Source organism: Streptomyces sp. NPDC103540, from assembly GCF_055584445.1.
Genome location: NZ_JBVJMA010000004.1, coordinates 495,243 through 509,770 on the forward strand (window position 1 = coordinate 495,243; position 14,528 = coordinate 509,770).

15 protein-coding genes are annotated in these 14,528 nt (G+C 70.4%); 8 read left to right on the top strand and 7 right to left on the bottom strand.

Features of this window, described 5'->3' with window-relative positions; all coding sequences use genetic code 11:
* Positions 1-33 precede the first annotated feature (33 nt).
* Together ACZ6ZI_RS12970 and ACZ6ZI_RS12975 are read right to left on the bottom strand one after the other, a co-directional pair.
* Positions 34-924 (bottom strand): 2-hydroxy-3-oxopropionate reductase, encoded by an 891-nt coding sequence (locus ACZ6ZI_RS12970; RefSeq protein WP_363063204.1) that lies wholly within the window; start codon positions 922-924, stop codon positions 34-36.
* Between the two features lie 75 nt (positions 925-999).
* Positions 1,000-1,833, bottom strand: coding sequence for a TIM barrel protein (locus ACZ6ZI_RS12975; RefSeq protein WP_363063201.1), 834 nt, complete (start codon positions 1,831-1,833; stop codon positions 1,000-1,002).
* Positions 1,834-1,958: 125 nt separating this feature from the next.
* On the opposite strand from ACZ6ZI_RS12975, the gene ACZ6ZI_RS12980 reads away from it, so the two are divergent.
* From ACZ6ZI_RS12980 to ACZ6ZI_RS13015, 8 genes are all read left to right on the top strand, one after another.
* A complete protein-coding gene (locus ACZ6ZI_RS12980) occupies positions 1,959-2,210 on the top strand; it encodes a YkoF family thiamine-binding protein (protein WP_363063199.1) in 252 nt (83 codons plus the stop codon).
* Positions 2,207-2,605, top strand: a complete 399-nt coding sequence (locus ACZ6ZI_RS12985; RefSeq protein ID WP_363063197.1) for a helix-turn-helix domain-containing protein — start codon at positions 2,207-2,209, stop codon at positions 2,603-2,605. Before ACZ6ZI_RS12980 ends, ACZ6ZI_RS12985 begins: the two co-directional genes overlap by 4 nt.
* 154 nt (positions 2,606-2,759) lie before the next feature.
* On the top strand, positions 2,760-3,275 hold the full coding sequence (gene uraD / locus ACZ6ZI_RS12990; protein WP_363063195.1) for a 2-oxo-4-hydroxy-4-carboxy-5-ureidoimidazoline decarboxylase: 516 nt from the start codon (positions 2,760-2,762) through the stop codon (positions 3,273-3,275).
* Between the two features lie 2 nt (positions 3,276-3,277).
* Entirely contained in the window at positions 3,278-3,667 is a 390-nt protein-coding gene (uraH, locus tag ACZ6ZI_RS12995; protein WP_007267387.1) for a hydroxyisourate hydrolase, read from the top strand.
* A gap of 1 nt (position 3,668) precedes the next feature.
* Positions 3,669-4,592: a factor-independent urate hydroxylase gene (gene pucL, locus ACZ6ZI_RS13000; protein ID WP_469519403.1), complete on the top strand. Its 924-nt coding sequence runs from the start codon at positions 3,669-3,671 to the stop codon at positions 4,590-4,592.
* Between the two features lie 191 nt (positions 4,593-4,783).
* Positions 4,784-6,187: an 8-oxoguanine deaminase gene (locus ACZ6ZI_RS13005; RefSeq protein ID WP_469519406.1), complete on the top strand. Its 1,404-nt coding sequence runs from the start codon at positions 4,784-4,786 to the stop codon at positions 6,185-6,187.
* Positions 6,188-6,541: 354 nt separating this feature from the next.
* The gene (locus tag ACZ6ZI_RS13010; RefSeq protein WP_469519410.1) at positions 6,542-7,942 is read left to right on the top strand and encodes a nucleobase:cation symporter-2 family protein; all 1,401 of its coding nucleotides are present in this window, start codon (positions 6,542-6,544) and stop codon (positions 7,940-7,942) included.
* 501 nt (positions 7,943-8,443) lie between these two features.
* Entirely contained in the window at positions 8,444-9,508 is a 1,065-nt protein-coding gene (locus tag ACZ6ZI_RS13015) for a Rossmann-fold NAD(P)-binding domain-containing protein (protein WP_469519412.1), read from the top strand.
* Here ACZ6ZI_RS13015 and ACZ6ZI_RS13020 read toward each other — a convergent pair.
* From ACZ6ZI_RS13020 to ACZ6ZI_RS13040, 5 genes are all read right to left on the bottom strand, one after another.
* Entirely contained in the window at positions 9,505-10,137 is a 633-nt protein-coding gene (locus tag ACZ6ZI_RS13020; RefSeq protein ID WP_469519414.1) for a 3'-5' exonuclease, read from the bottom strand. The two genes, ACZ6ZI_RS13015 and ACZ6ZI_RS13020, sit on opposite strands and share 4 nt — an antisense overlap.
* Positions 10,138-10,231: 94 nt before the next feature.
* Positions 10,232-11,515 carry a GDSL-type esterase/lipase family protein gene (locus tag ACZ6ZI_RS13025; RefSeq protein ID WP_469519416.1) on the bottom strand — a complete coding sequence of 428 codons (1,284 nt, stop codon included), beginning with the start codon at positions 11,513-11,515 and terminating at the stop codon, positions 10,232-10,234.
* A 252-nt stretch (positions 11,516-11,767) separates the two neighbouring features.
* Complete coding sequence (gene aceB / locus ACZ6ZI_RS13030) at positions 11,768-13,387, bottom strand: malate synthase A (RefSeq protein ID WP_469519419.1); 1,620 nt, start codon at positions 13,385-13,387, stop codon at positions 11,768-11,770.
* A 273-nt stretch (positions 13,388-13,660) separates the two neighbouring features.
* Positions 13,661-14,317, bottom strand: a complete 657-nt coding sequence (locus tag ACZ6ZI_RS13035; RefSeq protein ID WP_469519422.1) for a nucleotidyltransferase family protein — start codon at positions 14,315-14,317, stop codon at positions 13,661-13,663.
* Positions 14,248-14,490, bottom strand: coding sequence for a hypothetical protein (locus ACZ6ZI_RS13040; protein ID WP_469519424.1), 243 nt, complete (start codon positions 14,488-14,490; stop codon positions 14,248-14,250). The genes ACZ6ZI_RS13035 and ACZ6ZI_RS13040 overlap by 70 nt, the downstream gene beginning before the upstream one ends.
* Positions 14,491-14,528: the final 38 nt, after the last annotated feature.

Consider the following 14,528-nt stretch of genomic DNA (forward strand, 5'->3'; position numbering starts at 1 on the left):
GCCCTGTCAGCGGGCCGCCGCGGGGAGGCTCGCTCAGATCTGGGCGCCGGAGAGGCGCTCGACCGCGCGGAGCAGGGCGGAGTGGTCCAGGCCGCCGTCACCCTGGGCGCGCAGCGAGGCGACGAGCTGGGCGACGACCGCGCCGACCGGCAGGGCCGCACCGACGTTGCGGGCGGCGTCGGTGACGATGCCCATGTCCTTGTGGTGCAGGTCGATCCGGAAACCGGGCTTGAAGTCGCGGTTCAGGAAGTTGTCCTTCTTGCGGGTCAGGACCGTGGAGCCGGCCAGACCGCCGTTGAGGACGTCCAGGGCGGCCTGGAGGTTCACGCCGGACTTCTCGAGGAAGACGACGGCCTCGGCGCACGCCTGGATGTTCACCGCGACGATGAGCTGGTTGGCGGCCTTGACGGTCTGGCCGGAGCCGTGCGGACCGCACAGGACGATGACCTTGCCGAGCGCCTCCAGGATCGGCAGCGCGGCGTCGAAGTCGGCCTGCTCGCCACCCACCATGATCGACAGGACGGCCTCGATGGCGCCGGCCTCGCCGCCGGACACCGGGGCGTCGATGACGCGGATGCCCTTCTCTGCCGCGTTCTTCGCCAGGTCGACGGAGGTCTGCGGGGTGATCGACGACATGTCGATGATCAGCGCGCCGGACTTGGCGTTCTCCAGGATGCCCTCGGGGCCGTAGGAGATGGCCTCGACGTGGGGGGAGGCGGGCACCATCGTGATGATGACGTCCGCGTCCTTGACGGCCTCGGCGATCGAGCCGGCGGCGGTACCGCCGGCGGCGGCCAGGCGGTCCAGCTTGTCCTGCTCCAGCGTGAAGCCGGTGACCGAGTAGCCGGCCTTCAGCAGGTTCTCGGCCATGGGGGAGCCCATGATGCCGAGGCCGATCCAGGCGATGTTGGGGAGGGTGCTCATGATGAGGGTCCTTCTCTTAATGCTTCGTACGAAAAGTGCGAGGGGTGCCTGGCCGATCGACCGGACTTCTTGCGCCTAGCGGGCGGCGCGGGCCTCGACCGGGAGGAATCCGAAGGACGCCGCGGCGTCCTCCGCCTTGTACTCGAGGCCTACCCAGCCCTCGTATCCGGCCTTCTTGAGCTGGTCGAGGAGCGCCTCCAGGGGCAGCTCGCCGGTGCCGGGGGCACCGCGGCCGGGCTTGTCCGCGATCTGGACGTGGCCGGTCTTGGCGGCGTACTTTTCGATGACCTCGGAGAGGTCCTCATCGTTCATCGCCAGGTGGTACAGGTCGAGGAGGAACTTGGCGTTCCCGAGGCCGGTGGCCTCGTTGACCTTGTCCACCACCTCGATGCCGGCCGGGGCGCTCACCAGGGGGTAGAGCGGCGACTCGGGCTTGTTGAGGGTCTCGATCAGGAGGATCGCACCCACGCGGTCGGCGGCGCGGGCCGCCACGACCAGGTTCTCCAGGGCCAGCTCGTCCTGGACGGCCGGGTCCACACCCTCGACGCGGTTGCCGTAGAGGGCGTTCAGCGCCTTGCAACCCACCGAGGCGGCGAAGTCCGCCGCCACGTTGATGTTGGCGTTGAAGCGGTCCGACTCCTCGCCGGGGACCGATACCGCGCCGCGGTCCGGGCCCGGCAGCTTGCCGGCGTAGAAGTTCAGGCCCACCAGCTGGGTGCCGGCGTCCTCAAGAGCCTTCTTGAGGGCGTCGAGCTCCTCCTGAGCGGGGGTGGGGGTCTCGATCCAGGGCCACCACAGCTCGACCGCTGTGAAGCCCGCCGCGGCGGCGGCCGCGGGGCGCTCCAGGAGCGGGAGTTCCGTGAAGAGGATCGACAGGTTCACATCGAAGCGCTGGTCCGTGTATCCCATGAGGGGTGTGCGCTCCTTCCGTATTGCGGAAGTTATTTTCTGCTTGATGGAAGACTGCAAGCCGGGCGGCGCACTTGTCAAGTGCGGACTCCCGAAAAATCGTGACCGCGCAGTAGGTTGACCGCGTGCGATTGAGAGTGGAGTTCACGACCGAGCCCTTCGACCTCGAAGAGCCCCCCGCCCATGCCGTGGCCGCCCGCGAGGTCATCCAGAAGGCGCAACTGGACGCGGTGGACGTCGGCCCGTTCGGCAACACGGCCGAGGGTGCGTCCGACGAGGTGCTGACCGCGGTGGCCGCGCTGCTGCGCGACTCGCTGGAGGCCGGCGCCACGCGCGTCTCCCTCCAGGTCAACGTGATCCGGGAGGAGACCCCGTGACCGAACCCCGCGACCACCCCTTCGTCACCGCGGTCAAGCCGCTGGTCGACGCGATGGGCGGCGAGCTGATGGATCCCGCCCTGGCGCAGCCCGACGACGTCGTGCTGTCGTGGGAGGGGCGGGAGCTGCTGGCCGTGCGCCTGCCCCAGCTGTCCGATTCGCTGGACCACATCCTGGCGGCGCTGGAACGTCGGCACGGTGTGCCGCTGGCCCAGCTCGACCGGAAGTCCAAGCAGGACGTGGTACGCATACTGGAGGCGCGGGGCGCCTTCTCGGTCCGCCACGGTGTGGAGACGGTCGCGGGGGCCCTGGGCGTGAGCCGTTTCACCGTCTACAACTATCTGAACAGGGATTCCGCCACCCAGGCGAAGTCCGCCAAGAACAGCCGGGAGTGAAGGGCGACTCACTCGCCGTGACGAGCCGCCGCCCAATTCATCCGGGCGGCGGCTTTTGTGTACGGGAAGTTTCAACAAAGTGTTGACGCCGTGTTGTCGAGGGCGTTAGCTATGCGCAGCCCGTCAAAGCAACAACAGGCCACGGAGGCCTACCGTGACTTCGAGTCCGACCCCGGGTCTCACCCGGTTCAACGCCTTGGACGACAGCGCGGCCACGGCCGAGCTCCACGAGGTGTGCGCCAGTTCGGCGTGGGGCGGCAAGCTCCTCGCCCAGCGCCCCTTCGCCACCGCCGATGCCCTGTTCGCCGCGAACGAGTCCGCCATGGCGGAGCTCACCGCAGAGGACCTCGGCGAGGCGATGGCAGGCCACGCGCCGATCGGCCGGCCGAAGCCGGGAGACCCGACCTCCGCCCGCGAGCAGCGCGGCATGGCCGGTGCCTCGGAGGAGCTGAAGAACGAGCTCCTCGAACTGAACCTGGCCTACCAGGAGAAGTTCGGCCACGTCTTCCTCATCTGCGCCACCGGCGCGACCGGTGAGTTCATGCGGGACGCGGTCAAGGTCCGGATCGACAACTCGCCGGAGCGGGAGCGAGAGATCGCCCGCGGTGAGCTCGTCAAGATCAACCGGATTCGTCTGACCCGCCTCGTCGAGCTCGCAGAAGGAGAGTGACCATGAGCACCGAGACCACCGCGTCGGTGTCCACCCACATCCTGGACACCAGCATCGGCCGCCCCGCCGAGGGCGTCGCCATCTCCCTGTCGGCCCGTGCGGGGCTCGACGGCGAGTGGGCGGCCCTGGGCGGCAGCGCCACCGACGCCGACGGGCGTTGCAAGGACCTGCCGGCGCTGCCGGAGGGCACCACCCACGTACGTCTCGACTTCGAGACCGAGACGTACTTCTCAAAGAAGCAAGCCGAGGCGCAGCAGGACGCCCCCCGCGTAAGGGACAGCGGTGCGTTCTTCCCCGAGGTAACGATCACCTTCGCGGTGAACCCGGGCGAGCACTACCACGTACCGCTGCTGCTCAACCCGTTCGGCTACTCCGTTTACCGAGGGAGCTAGCATGGCCACGATTCTGGGCCAGAACCAGTACGGCAAGGCAGAGAACCGCGTCGTCAAGATCACGCGGGACGGCGACACCCACCACATCAAGGACCTGAACGTCTCGGTCGCCCTCTCCGGCGACATGGACGACGTCCACTACTCCGGCTCGAACGCCAACGTGCTGCCGACGGACACCACCAAGAACACGGTGTACGCCTTCGCCAAGGAGTACGGCATCGAGTCCGCCGAGCAGTTCGGCATCCACCTGGCCCGTTGGTTCGTGAACAGCCAGGAGCCGATCCAGCGCGCGCGCATCCGGATCGAGGAGTACGGCTGGGACCGGATCGCCACCTCGGACGCCAACTCGAAGTTCATCGGCTCCGACGAGGTCAACCACTCCTTCGTCCGCAAGGGCATGGAGACCCGCGTCACCCAGATCACGTACGACGGTCAGAACTGGGAGGTCATCTCCGGCCTCAAGGACCTGATCGTCATGAACTCCACGAACTCCGAGTTCTGGGGTTACGTGAAGGACAAGTACACGACCCTCCAGGAGGCGTACGACCGCATCCTGGCCACCCAGGTGTCGGGTCGCTGGCGCTTCAACTGGACCGACGACGAGCAGCGGATGCCCAACTGGGAGAAGTCCTACGCCGAGACCAGGAAGCACATGCTCCAGGCCTTCGCGGAGACCTACTCGCTGTCGCTCCAGCAGACCCTGTACCAGATGGGTTCGCGCATCATCAACCACCGTTCGGAGATCGACGAGGTCCGCTTCTCGCTCCCGAACAAGCACCACTTCCTCGTCGACCTCGAGCCCTTCGGCCTCAAGAACGACAACGAGGTCTACTTCGCCGCGGACCGTCCGTACGGTCTGATCGAGGCGACGGTCCTCCGCGACGGCGCTGACGCCCGTATCCCCGTGGACATGACCAACCTCTAGTACGACACGCTCGTCCCGGGGCTCCGCAGTGGCCCCGGGGCGGGCGACACCCCCACCAACTTCCTGAATCGGCACCCGGACGCAACACATGGGGCGGCAGTACTGTCAGCTGTCAAGGCCCCCGGCTCCGGCACTCAAATCCCCTGGGTTTTGCCGTGCCCGCACCGCCACTGAAAGCACGAGGAAGTCCCATGGCAGCATCGGCAGCCCATGACAGCGCGGTCGAGCGCATCGTCATCGAGAACTGTGCGATCGCGACCGTCGACGCGAACGACACCGAGTACGCCTCGGGTCACGTGGTCGTCGCCGGCAACAAGATCGAGTTCGTCGGCGCGGGCAAGGCCCCCGCGAACCTCGAGAACGTAGTCCGCCGCATCGACGGCACCGGGCACCTCGTGACTCCCGGTCTGGTCAACACGCACCACCACTTCTACCAGTGGATCACGCGTGGCCTGGCCACCGACCACAACCTCTTCAACTGGCTCGTCTCGCTGTACCCGACGTGGGCGCGCATCGACGAGCAGATGACGTACACGGCCGCGCAGGGCTCCCTCGCCGCGATGGCCAAGGGCGGCGTCACCACCGCCATGGACCACCACTACGTCTTCCCGAAGAACTCGGGCGACCTCTCCGGCTCGATCATCCGCGCCGCCTCCGAGATGGGCGTCCGCTTCACCCTCGCCCGCGGCTCCATGGACCGCAGCGAGAAGGACGGCGGCCTGCCGCCGGACCACGCCGTGGAGACCCTCGAAGGCGCCCTGGCCGACACCGAGGCGACCGTGAAGAAGTACCACGACGCCTCCTTCGACGCGATGACCCAGGTCGCCGTCGCCCCCTGCTCCCCCTTCTCGGTCTCCACCGAGCTGCTCAAGCAGGGTGCCGAGCTGGCCCGTCGCCTGGGTGTGCGCCTGCACACGCACGGCTCGGAGACCGTCGAGGAAGAGCAGTTCTGCAAGGAACTGTTCGGCATGGGCCCGACCGACTACTTCGAGTCCACCGGCTGGCTCGGCGAGGACGTGTGGATGGCGCACAGCGTCCACATGAACGACTCCGACATCGCCGCGTTCGCCCGCACCAAGACCGGTGTCGCGCACTGCCCGTCCTCCAACGCCCGTCTGGCCGCCGGCATCGCCCGTGTCCCGGACATGCTGGCCGCCGGCGTCCCGGTGGGCCTCGGCGTGGACGGCACCGCCTCCAACGAGTCCGGTGAGCTGCACACCGAGCTGCGCAACGCGCTGCTGATCAACCGTCTGAACCCGGTCCACCGCGAGCGCGCCCTGAACGCGCGCCAGGCCCTGCGCCTGGGCACCTACGGTGGCGCCCAGGTCCTCGGCCGCGCCGACAACATCGGTTCGCTGGAGGTCGGCAAGTGCGCCGACCTGGTGCTGTGGAACCTGAACACCTTCCTGCACTCCTCGATCGCCGACCCGGTCACGGCCCTGGTCTTCGGTGCCGCGGCCCCGGTCACCGCGTCGTTCGTCAACGGCAAGCAGATCGTCGAGAACAACCGCCTCCTCTTCGCCGACGAGGACGCCATCGCGGTGTCCACCCGTGAAGAGGCCCAGCGCCTGGCGCGCATCTCCGCGCAGGCCTGATCCCACGGAGTCCGGTCGGGGGGGACGGCCCCCGGCCGGCGGCCGCGGACCCGAGCGGGGTCCGCGGCAGCCGTTCCCGGGAAGCGCCCGAGGACCATTCCGAGGGCGCTCCCGGGGGCGGTGACTCGTGACACTTGCGCCACAGCTCCTGTCTCGCGCCACTGCCACGGCACAACCCGGCCCCGCCGGCCGGTCGCCACCGCGCGGAACGATTTTTGGGCGAATCGATTCCGCACCCCTTGGGACGAGCATTCGCAGCACCCACAACTCCATACAGGCTCGACTCGCACCGCTTTCGCACCACCTCCATGACACCCACGTCCCTGCCGACGTGTTACCCGACCGGAGGAAGCCGTGGCCAACGCGCCCAGGTTTCGCAAAGACGCAGTCGCAGTACCGGAGGAGAAGCACCCGGTCGACGAGACCCTGCCTCCTCTGAAGATGTTCACGAGCGGCCTCCAACACGTGGCCGCCATGTACGCGGGTGTAGTGGCCCCGCCCATGATCGTCGGACCCGCCGTCGGTCTCTCCGCCACCGAAACGGCCTTCCTGATGGGCGCCTCGCTCTTCACGGCCGGCCTCGCCACCCTCCTCCAGACCCTCGGCTTCTGGAAGATCGGCGCCAAACTCCCCTTCGTCAACGGCGTTTCCTTCGCCGGTGTCACCCCGATGATCGCCATCGGCAAGGGGGAGGGGGACAACGCCATCCCCATCATCTTCGGCGCGATCATCGTCGCCGGCCTCGTCGGATTCCTCGCCGCCCCCTACTTCGGCAAGCTCGTCCGCTTCTTCCCGCCCGTGGTCACCGGCACCGTCATCACCCTGATCGGCGTCTCGCTGCTCCCGGTCTCCTTCAACTGGTCGCAGGGCGGCAACAGCACCGCCTCCGACTACGGCTCGATGCAGAACATCGGCATGGCCGCCCTCACCCTCGTGATCGTCCTGCTGATGCGCAAGTTCCTGCGCGGCTTCCTCCAGCAGATCTCGATCCTGCTCGGCCTCGTCGTGGGCACGCTGATCGCGATACCCCTCGGCATGACCAACTTCGACGCGGTGAGCAACGCCGACGTCATCGGCTTCCCCACCCCCTTCCACTTCGGCGCCCCGCAGTTCCAGGTCGCCGCCATCATCTCGATGTGCATCGTCATGCTCGTCTGCATGACCGAGTCCACCGCCGACATCCTGGCCCTCGGCAAGATCGTCGGCCGGCCGGCGGACGCGAAGACCATCGAGGGCGGCCTGCGCGCCGACACCCTCGGCAGCGCGCTCAGCCCGCTGTTCAACGGCTTCATGTGCAGCGCCTTCGCACAGAACATCGGGCTCGTCGCGATGACCAAGGTGCGCAGCCGCTTCGTGGTCGCCGCGGGCGGCGGCATCCTGATCCTGCTCGGCCTGTGTCCGATGGCCGCCTCCGTCATCGGGGTCGTGCCGCTGCCCGTCCTCGGCGGCGCCGGCATCGTGCTCTTCGGCTCGGTCGCCGCGAGCGGCATCCAGACCCTGGCGAGCGCGGCCATGGAGAAGGGCGAGAACGCCCTGATCGTGGCGGCCTCGGTCGGCATCGGCCTGATCCCGATCGCCGCGCCGCAGTTCTACCACGCCTTCCCCAAGGACCTGCTGGTCGTCCTCGACTCCGGGATCAGCACCGGCTGCGTGGTGGCCATCCTGCTCAACCTGGCCTTCAACCACCTCGGTTCGAAGAAGGACGGGGCGAAGGAGGAGGAGGGCGCGGGAGCCGAGCCGGCCTTCGCGCACTGACCGCACCGACCGCACGACCGCACCCCATCGACCCCGGTCCGATCCACCGGCGCCCCGGCGGCGGTGCGTACGTCACCCACTGCGGGTGTGGCGTACGCACCGCCGCTTCGTGCCGTCCGGGGCCGGGCGGGGACCCGGGCACGACGCCGGGCCGGCAGGGCCGGCCGGTACGGATCGCTGCCGGGGCCGGTACGGCCCCGCACGCCGGGCTCCCCGTGGCGCGAGGGGCGCGGAGCGCGGCGAGGGGCGGCAGGGACCGGAGTTCCGGTGCCGATCCGGCTTGTCACGTACGCCGTGCGGAAAGACATCCCCTGCGCACGCGGGACCCGTCGGACCGGGCCCGCGCGCCGCGCCCTCCCCTCGCCCGTACCCCGACGGACCGCCACCGCCCGCACCGCCCCGGCCCCGCCGGGTCGCGCCGAGGGCTGCCCGCGGACCGCCTGGGCGCGGGGGAGAAGGGGCCGTCCCCACCACCTCTCCGACCCGACAGGCGGTACAGCGATGGCAGACGTCCCACAGCTCTGGATGCGCAGCGAGACCCGCCCCACCGAGCGGCGCGCGCCGCTCACCCCCGACGGCGCCGCGCTCCTCGTCGAACACGGCGTACGGATCACCGTGGAGGAGTCGGACCACCGGGTGTTCCCGCTGGAGGAGTACGCCGCCGCGGGGTGCCGCACCGCGCCGGCCGGCTCGTGGGCCGAGGCCGCGCCCGGATCGGCGTACGTCCTCGGGCTGAAGGAACTCCCGGCGGCCCCCGAGCACCTGCACCACCGGCACGTCTACTTCGGGCACGCCTACAAGGGCCAGACCCAGGGCCCCGAACTGCTGCGCCGCTTCCTCACGGGCGGCGGGACCCTGCTGGACCTGGAGTACCTCGCCGACGCCCAGGGACGCCGCCTGGCCGCCTTCGGCTACTGGGCCGGGTACGCGGGCGCCGCCCTGGCCGCGCTGCACGCCCGCGGCCGGCTGACGGCCCCGCTGGTCCCGATGCCCCGGCCGGAACTCGACGCCCGGCTGCGCGCCTGCCCGGCCGACGGATTACGGGCCCTGGTGATCGGCGCCGGCGGACGCAGCGGCCGGGGCGCCTGCGACGCGCTGACCACCGCCGGCATCCGCGTCACCCGCTGGGGCCGGGCCGAGACCCGCGCCCTGGACCGGGCCGCCCTCCTGGACCACGACATCCTCGTCCACGCGGTGCTCACGGACCGGCCCCGGGCCCCCTTCCTGACCCCGGCCGACCTCGACGCCGCGGGCCGGCGCCTCTCGGTCATCGCCGACATCACCTGCGACACCGGCTCCGAGCTGCACCTGCTGCCCGTCTACGACCGGCTCACCGACTGGCGGACACCGGCCCTGCGGCTGCGCGCCGCCCCCCGACCGCTGGACGTGATCGCCATCGACAACCTGCCGTCCCTGGTGCCGGCCGAGGCGGCGCGGGCCTTCTCGGCGGACCTGCTGCCCAAACTCCTGGCCCTGCACGCCCCGTCCCCCGACCCGGACTGGCTGCGCTGCCGCGCCGCCTTCACCACGGCCCTGGCCGGCCTGCCGCACCAGCGCGGTTCCTAGGGCCTGTCGACCGGCCCTTCCCCCTCCGGCTCCCACAGCATCAGGTTGCTCATCAACTCCGCCTGTTCGATGGCGTCGTCGAGCGCGTGGTGCGTGTGGGGGCGGCGGGAGAGGAGCGCGCGCGGCATGCGGCCCTTGACGGCGGCGCGCAGCGGGACGCGGGCCTTCGTCGCGTACAGGGTCTTCATGTCCAGGCAGCCGGAGTGCCCGAAGGGGCTGTCGTCGCCGAACTCGATCAGGTACCAGTACAGGAACGTCCAGTCGAAGGAGGCGGGATAGCCGCACATCACCGGCTGGGCCCCGGCGGAGACCTCCCGCACCCAGGCGCGGAACTCCGCCATGGCCGCGGCCGGTTCGGCGCCCTCGCGCAGGAGGCGGTCGCGGTCCAGTCCGCTCACGGCGAGCGCGGCGTCCACCCACCGCTCGCCGATCGGGCGCAACTCGCGGTAGAAGGTGTGCCGTTCCGGGTCGGCCGGGGTGTAGGTGCCCCCGTCCTGGCGGCCGGCCACGCAGGCCCCGAAGCTGATCATGGAGTAGGGGCCGGGGATCGGTCCGTCGGCTTCGACGTCGACGGAGATGTACAGGCTCGGACGGTCGCGTCGGCCGGTGCGTACGGGGCGTGCTGTCATGGACCCGATCCTGACAGCACGCCCCGCCGGGCTCATCCGGTTTTCCGCCGTCCCCCGACGGGCGCGACGTGGGTCGCGCGGCGGGCTGCGCGGGCTACGAGGCGGGCGTCAGGTACATCCCCGTGTGGTCGCCGCCGGCGGTGTTGCGGCACCCGACGGTGGAGTTCGCGGGCTGGGCCACGGCCAGGGACAGGCAGCGCCCGACGGCGAGTTGGCCGAAGTAGTTGGGGTGCATGGACTCCTGGATCAGGCCCTGCGACTCGTTGTTGTCGATCCAGCGGGCCCACTCGCTCGTGCGCCCGGAGGCGGGCGCCGAGGAGCTGACCTGCTTGCTGGCCTTCGCGCACACCTCACGGCCCTGGAGCATGTCCCGCAGGTCGAGGAACTGCACGCCCTTGGCCGTCGCGACCTGCTTGATGCGGTTCGCGATCTGCGGCACCAGGGAGTCGCGCGCCCAGTCCGAGTCGCGGTTCCAGAAGGGGCAGCCGCCGGTGTTGAGCCGGCTCCAGTCGCTCTGGGTGTAGCGGTTCTCGGCGCCCCGGGGGATCGGCGAGGGGTAGGACTGGAGGACGATGCGGTACGAGGAGTCCGTGTAGCCGGCCCCGCGCATGACGGCGCGGATCTCGTCGACGGACTTGCCGACGCCGGCCATCACCGCGTCGATCTTCCGGTCGACCCCGTACTGCTGGTCGTCGTGGCAGTACGAGCCCCAGAGCACGAAGTCGTACGCGCAGTCCTTGATGATGTCGGCGAAGCCGAGGTCGTTGCCGCCGATGGACAGCGCGATGACCTTGACGTCGCGGCTCGCGGCGACGGCCGCGAGCTGATCGGCCTGCGGGGCCTCGCCCTTGAAGGCGACGCCGCCGTTGGCGGCCCGGAAGACGTTCTGCGAGGTCGCGCCGGAGCAGGCCAGGTTCACGGCCGTCTCGGCGATGCCGCCGGCGCTGATCACCTCGGCCGAGTCCGAGCGGTGGCAGCCGCCGGCGGTGGTGCCGTAGACCTTGGAGGGGTCGTACGCGCTGCCGCTGATCCAGGCCCGGTCGGTGCCGACCCGGCTGCCGCTGTTGGTCAGGCTGTTGCCCTTCCAGCGGCCGGCCTCGCCGGAGATGTAGCTGTCGCCCATGGACACCACGGCGGTGGGGCCGGTGCCGGGCCCGGCCGCGGCCGGCGTCGCACCGCCGGCGAGCAGCGCCGTGACGGCGAGGGGGAGTGCCATCGCGGCGCCCGCCGACCGTCGCACGCGCCTGCGGGGGGCCCTGTCCTTGTCGGCCTTGCGGAATCCGATCACTGCGGAACTCCTGCGGTCGGCCACGCGGAAGTCGCCAACAACTTCGGTGCGTGGCTGGGTAAGTGGGGGTACCTCCGGCGCCGGTGGCATCGGAAAGGTGACACGCGCCCACTTGTTACCGCTAGGTACAGCGAGGTCACGATGGAATAACGGCCGACCGTTCGTTCGGCCGTCCGGCCCCTGCCGCGACCGTGTTCCGGCAACGCGGCCCGGCCTTCGGGGCGTTGTCCCGCGAACGGTCGGGCAAAGCGCGGAGCGAACGCCTCCGCCCCCGTTGCCGGCAAGGCGACGGGGGCGGAGGCGTGGTTCGGCCGCTGTGCGTTTCCGGCCGAATCGTGTGGGTCAGCCCACGAGTCGGTCGTACGCGGGGAGGGTGAGGAAGTCCGCGTAGTCGGCGTCGAGGGAGACCTGGAGGAGGAGGTCGTGGGCCTGCTGCCACTTCCCGGCCGCGAAGGCCTCCTCGCCGACCTCGGCGCGGATCGCGGCGAGCTCCTCGGCGGCGATCGCGCGGGTCAGGTCGGCGGTGGCGAGCTCGCCGTTCTCGAACACGACGCCGGCGTTGATCCACTGCCAGATCTGGGAGCGCGAGATCTCCGCTGTGGCCGCGTCCTCCATGAGGCCGAAGATGCCGACCGCGCCGAGGCCGCGCAGCCACGCCTCGATGTAGCGGACGCCGACCTGGACGGCGTTGCGCAGGCCCTCGTAGGTGGGCTTCGCGTCGAGCGAGTCGATCGCGATGAGCTCGCCCGGGGCCACCGAGACGTCCTCGCGCAGGCGGTCCTTCTGGTTGGGCTTCTCGCCGAGGACCGCGTCGAAGGAGGCCATGGCGATCGGGACCAGGTCGGGGTGGGCGACCCAGGAGCCGTCGAAGCCGTCGTTCGCCTCGCGGTCCTTGTCGGCCTTGACCTTCTCGAAGGCCACCCGGTTGACCTCGGCGTCCTTGCGGGACGGGATGAAGGCCGCCATGCCGCCGATGGCGTGGGCGCCGCGCTTGTGGCAGGTGCGGACCAGCAGTTCGGTGTAGGCGCGCATGAACGGGGCCGTCATGGTCACCGCGTTGCGGTCCGGCAGGACGAACTTCTCGCCGCCGTCACGGAAGTTCTTGACGATGGAGAAGAGGTAGTCCCAGCGGCCCGCGTTCAGGCCGGCCGCGTGGTCGCGCAGCTCGTAGAGGATCTCCTCCATCTCGTACGCGGCGGTGATCGTCTCGATGAGGACGGTCGCGCGGACGGTGCCCTGCGGGATGCCGACGTAGTCCTGGGCGAAGACGAAGATCTCGTTCCAGAGGCGGGCCTCCAGGTGCGACTCCGTCTTCGGCAGGTAGAAGTACGGGCCCTTGCCGAGGTCGATCAGGCGCTTGGCGTTGTGGAAGAAGTACAGGCCGAAGTCGACGAGGGAGCCGGAGGCGGGGCCGCCCTCGAAGCGGAGGTGGCGCTCCTCCAGGTGCCAGCCGCGCGGGCGCATCACGACGGTGGCGAGCTGGTCGGCGGGCTTCAGGGCGTACGCCTTGCCGGTGCGCGCGTCCGTGAAGTCGATGCGGCGCTCGTAGGCGTCGATGAGGTTGAGCTGGCCGAGGACGACGTTCTCCCAGGTGGGAGCCGAGGCGTCCTCGAAGTCGGCGAGCCAGACCTTGGCGCCCGAGTTCAGGGCGTTGATGGTCATCTTGCGGTCCGTCGGACCGGTGATCTCCACGCGGCGGTCGTTCAGCGCCGCCGGGGCCGGGGCCACCTTCCAGTCGCCCTCGCGGACCTGTGCGGTGTCCGGGAGGAAGTCGAGGGTGGAGGTCCGGGCGATCTCGGCGCGGCGTTCACCGCGTCGGGCGAGGAGCTCGGCGCGGCGGGGGGCGAACCGCCGGTGGAGCTCGGCCACGAACGCGAGGGCCGCTTCGGTGAGGACTTCGTCCTGCCGGGGCAGGGGCTCGGCGTCGACGATGGCCAGCGGGGACGGCGCTGGTGCGGACATATCTGTCACTCCTTCAGCGGCGGTGCCTGGCGGCCGCGGGGAATGCTCGCGCGAGACGGCACGCAGTGCCGTCGGGTGTGGAGAGTTCCGGGTAACGGTCGCGGGCGCCGTCTGTGGGTTCAGGGCGCTTCTGACCAGTGGATAGTAATTTCCTCATGGTGGAAGTTCAATGGTTTGTTGATGTCGAGATTCTCTGAGTCGACAGATTCCACTTGCCGGTGGCCCTCAGTGCCATCGCGGTCACAGCCCGCTCAGGCCCCGCACGAGCCCCACTCAATCCAGTCGTGCCAGGTCGGGCGGGGTGTCGATGTCGAAAGCGGCCGCGATGTCCCCGCACTCCACCAGCATGACCTCCTTCGCGTGTTCCCTCAGATGGACACGCGCACCCCGGTCCCCCGTGGCCGTCGCCGCGATGTCCGCCCACCGGTCCGCCCCGAAGAGCACCGGGTGACCGCGCTCCCCGTCGTACGAGGCCGCCACCAGGCTCGCGGGCGAGCGGTACGCCCCGCGCACCCGGGCCACGGCGTCCGGACCGATGCCCGGCTGGTCCACCAAGGAGACCAGCGCCGCCCCCGCCCCCGTACCGGCCAGCGAGGCCAGGCCCACCCGCAGGGACGAGCCCATCCCCTCGGCCCACTCCGGGTTGTCCACGACCACGCAGCCGCTCAGGTCGGCCCGCTCGCGGACCTCGGCGGCCGAGGCGCCCAGCACCACGTGGATCGGCGCGCAGCCCGCCTCGCGGAGCACGCGCACGGCGTTCTCCACCAGCGGGCGCCCCCGATGGGTCAACAGGGCCTTGGGGCGCCCGCCGAGCCGGCGGCCACCCCCCGCGGCGAGGAGCAGCCCCGCGACCACCGGGGTCACGGCAGGGGTCGCACGGCCCGGTTCGAGGGCGCCGGCGGAAGGCGTACGGTCTGGTTCGGTTGGCATGTCAGCGATTCTCGCCCCTGCGCCGCGCGCCCGGGGCGGGGAGCCCGGCCGTGCGTCGACAGCCGCCGCACGGCGGCCCACAGCGCCCGCACGCGCAGCGGCTCCGCGATCCGGTTCCCGGCGGCGGCCACCAGCGCCCGCTCGTCACGGTCGGTGAGGAAGTGCTCCGTCATCGTGGCTTCTCCTTGCCAATCGGGGGCCAATACCGCGA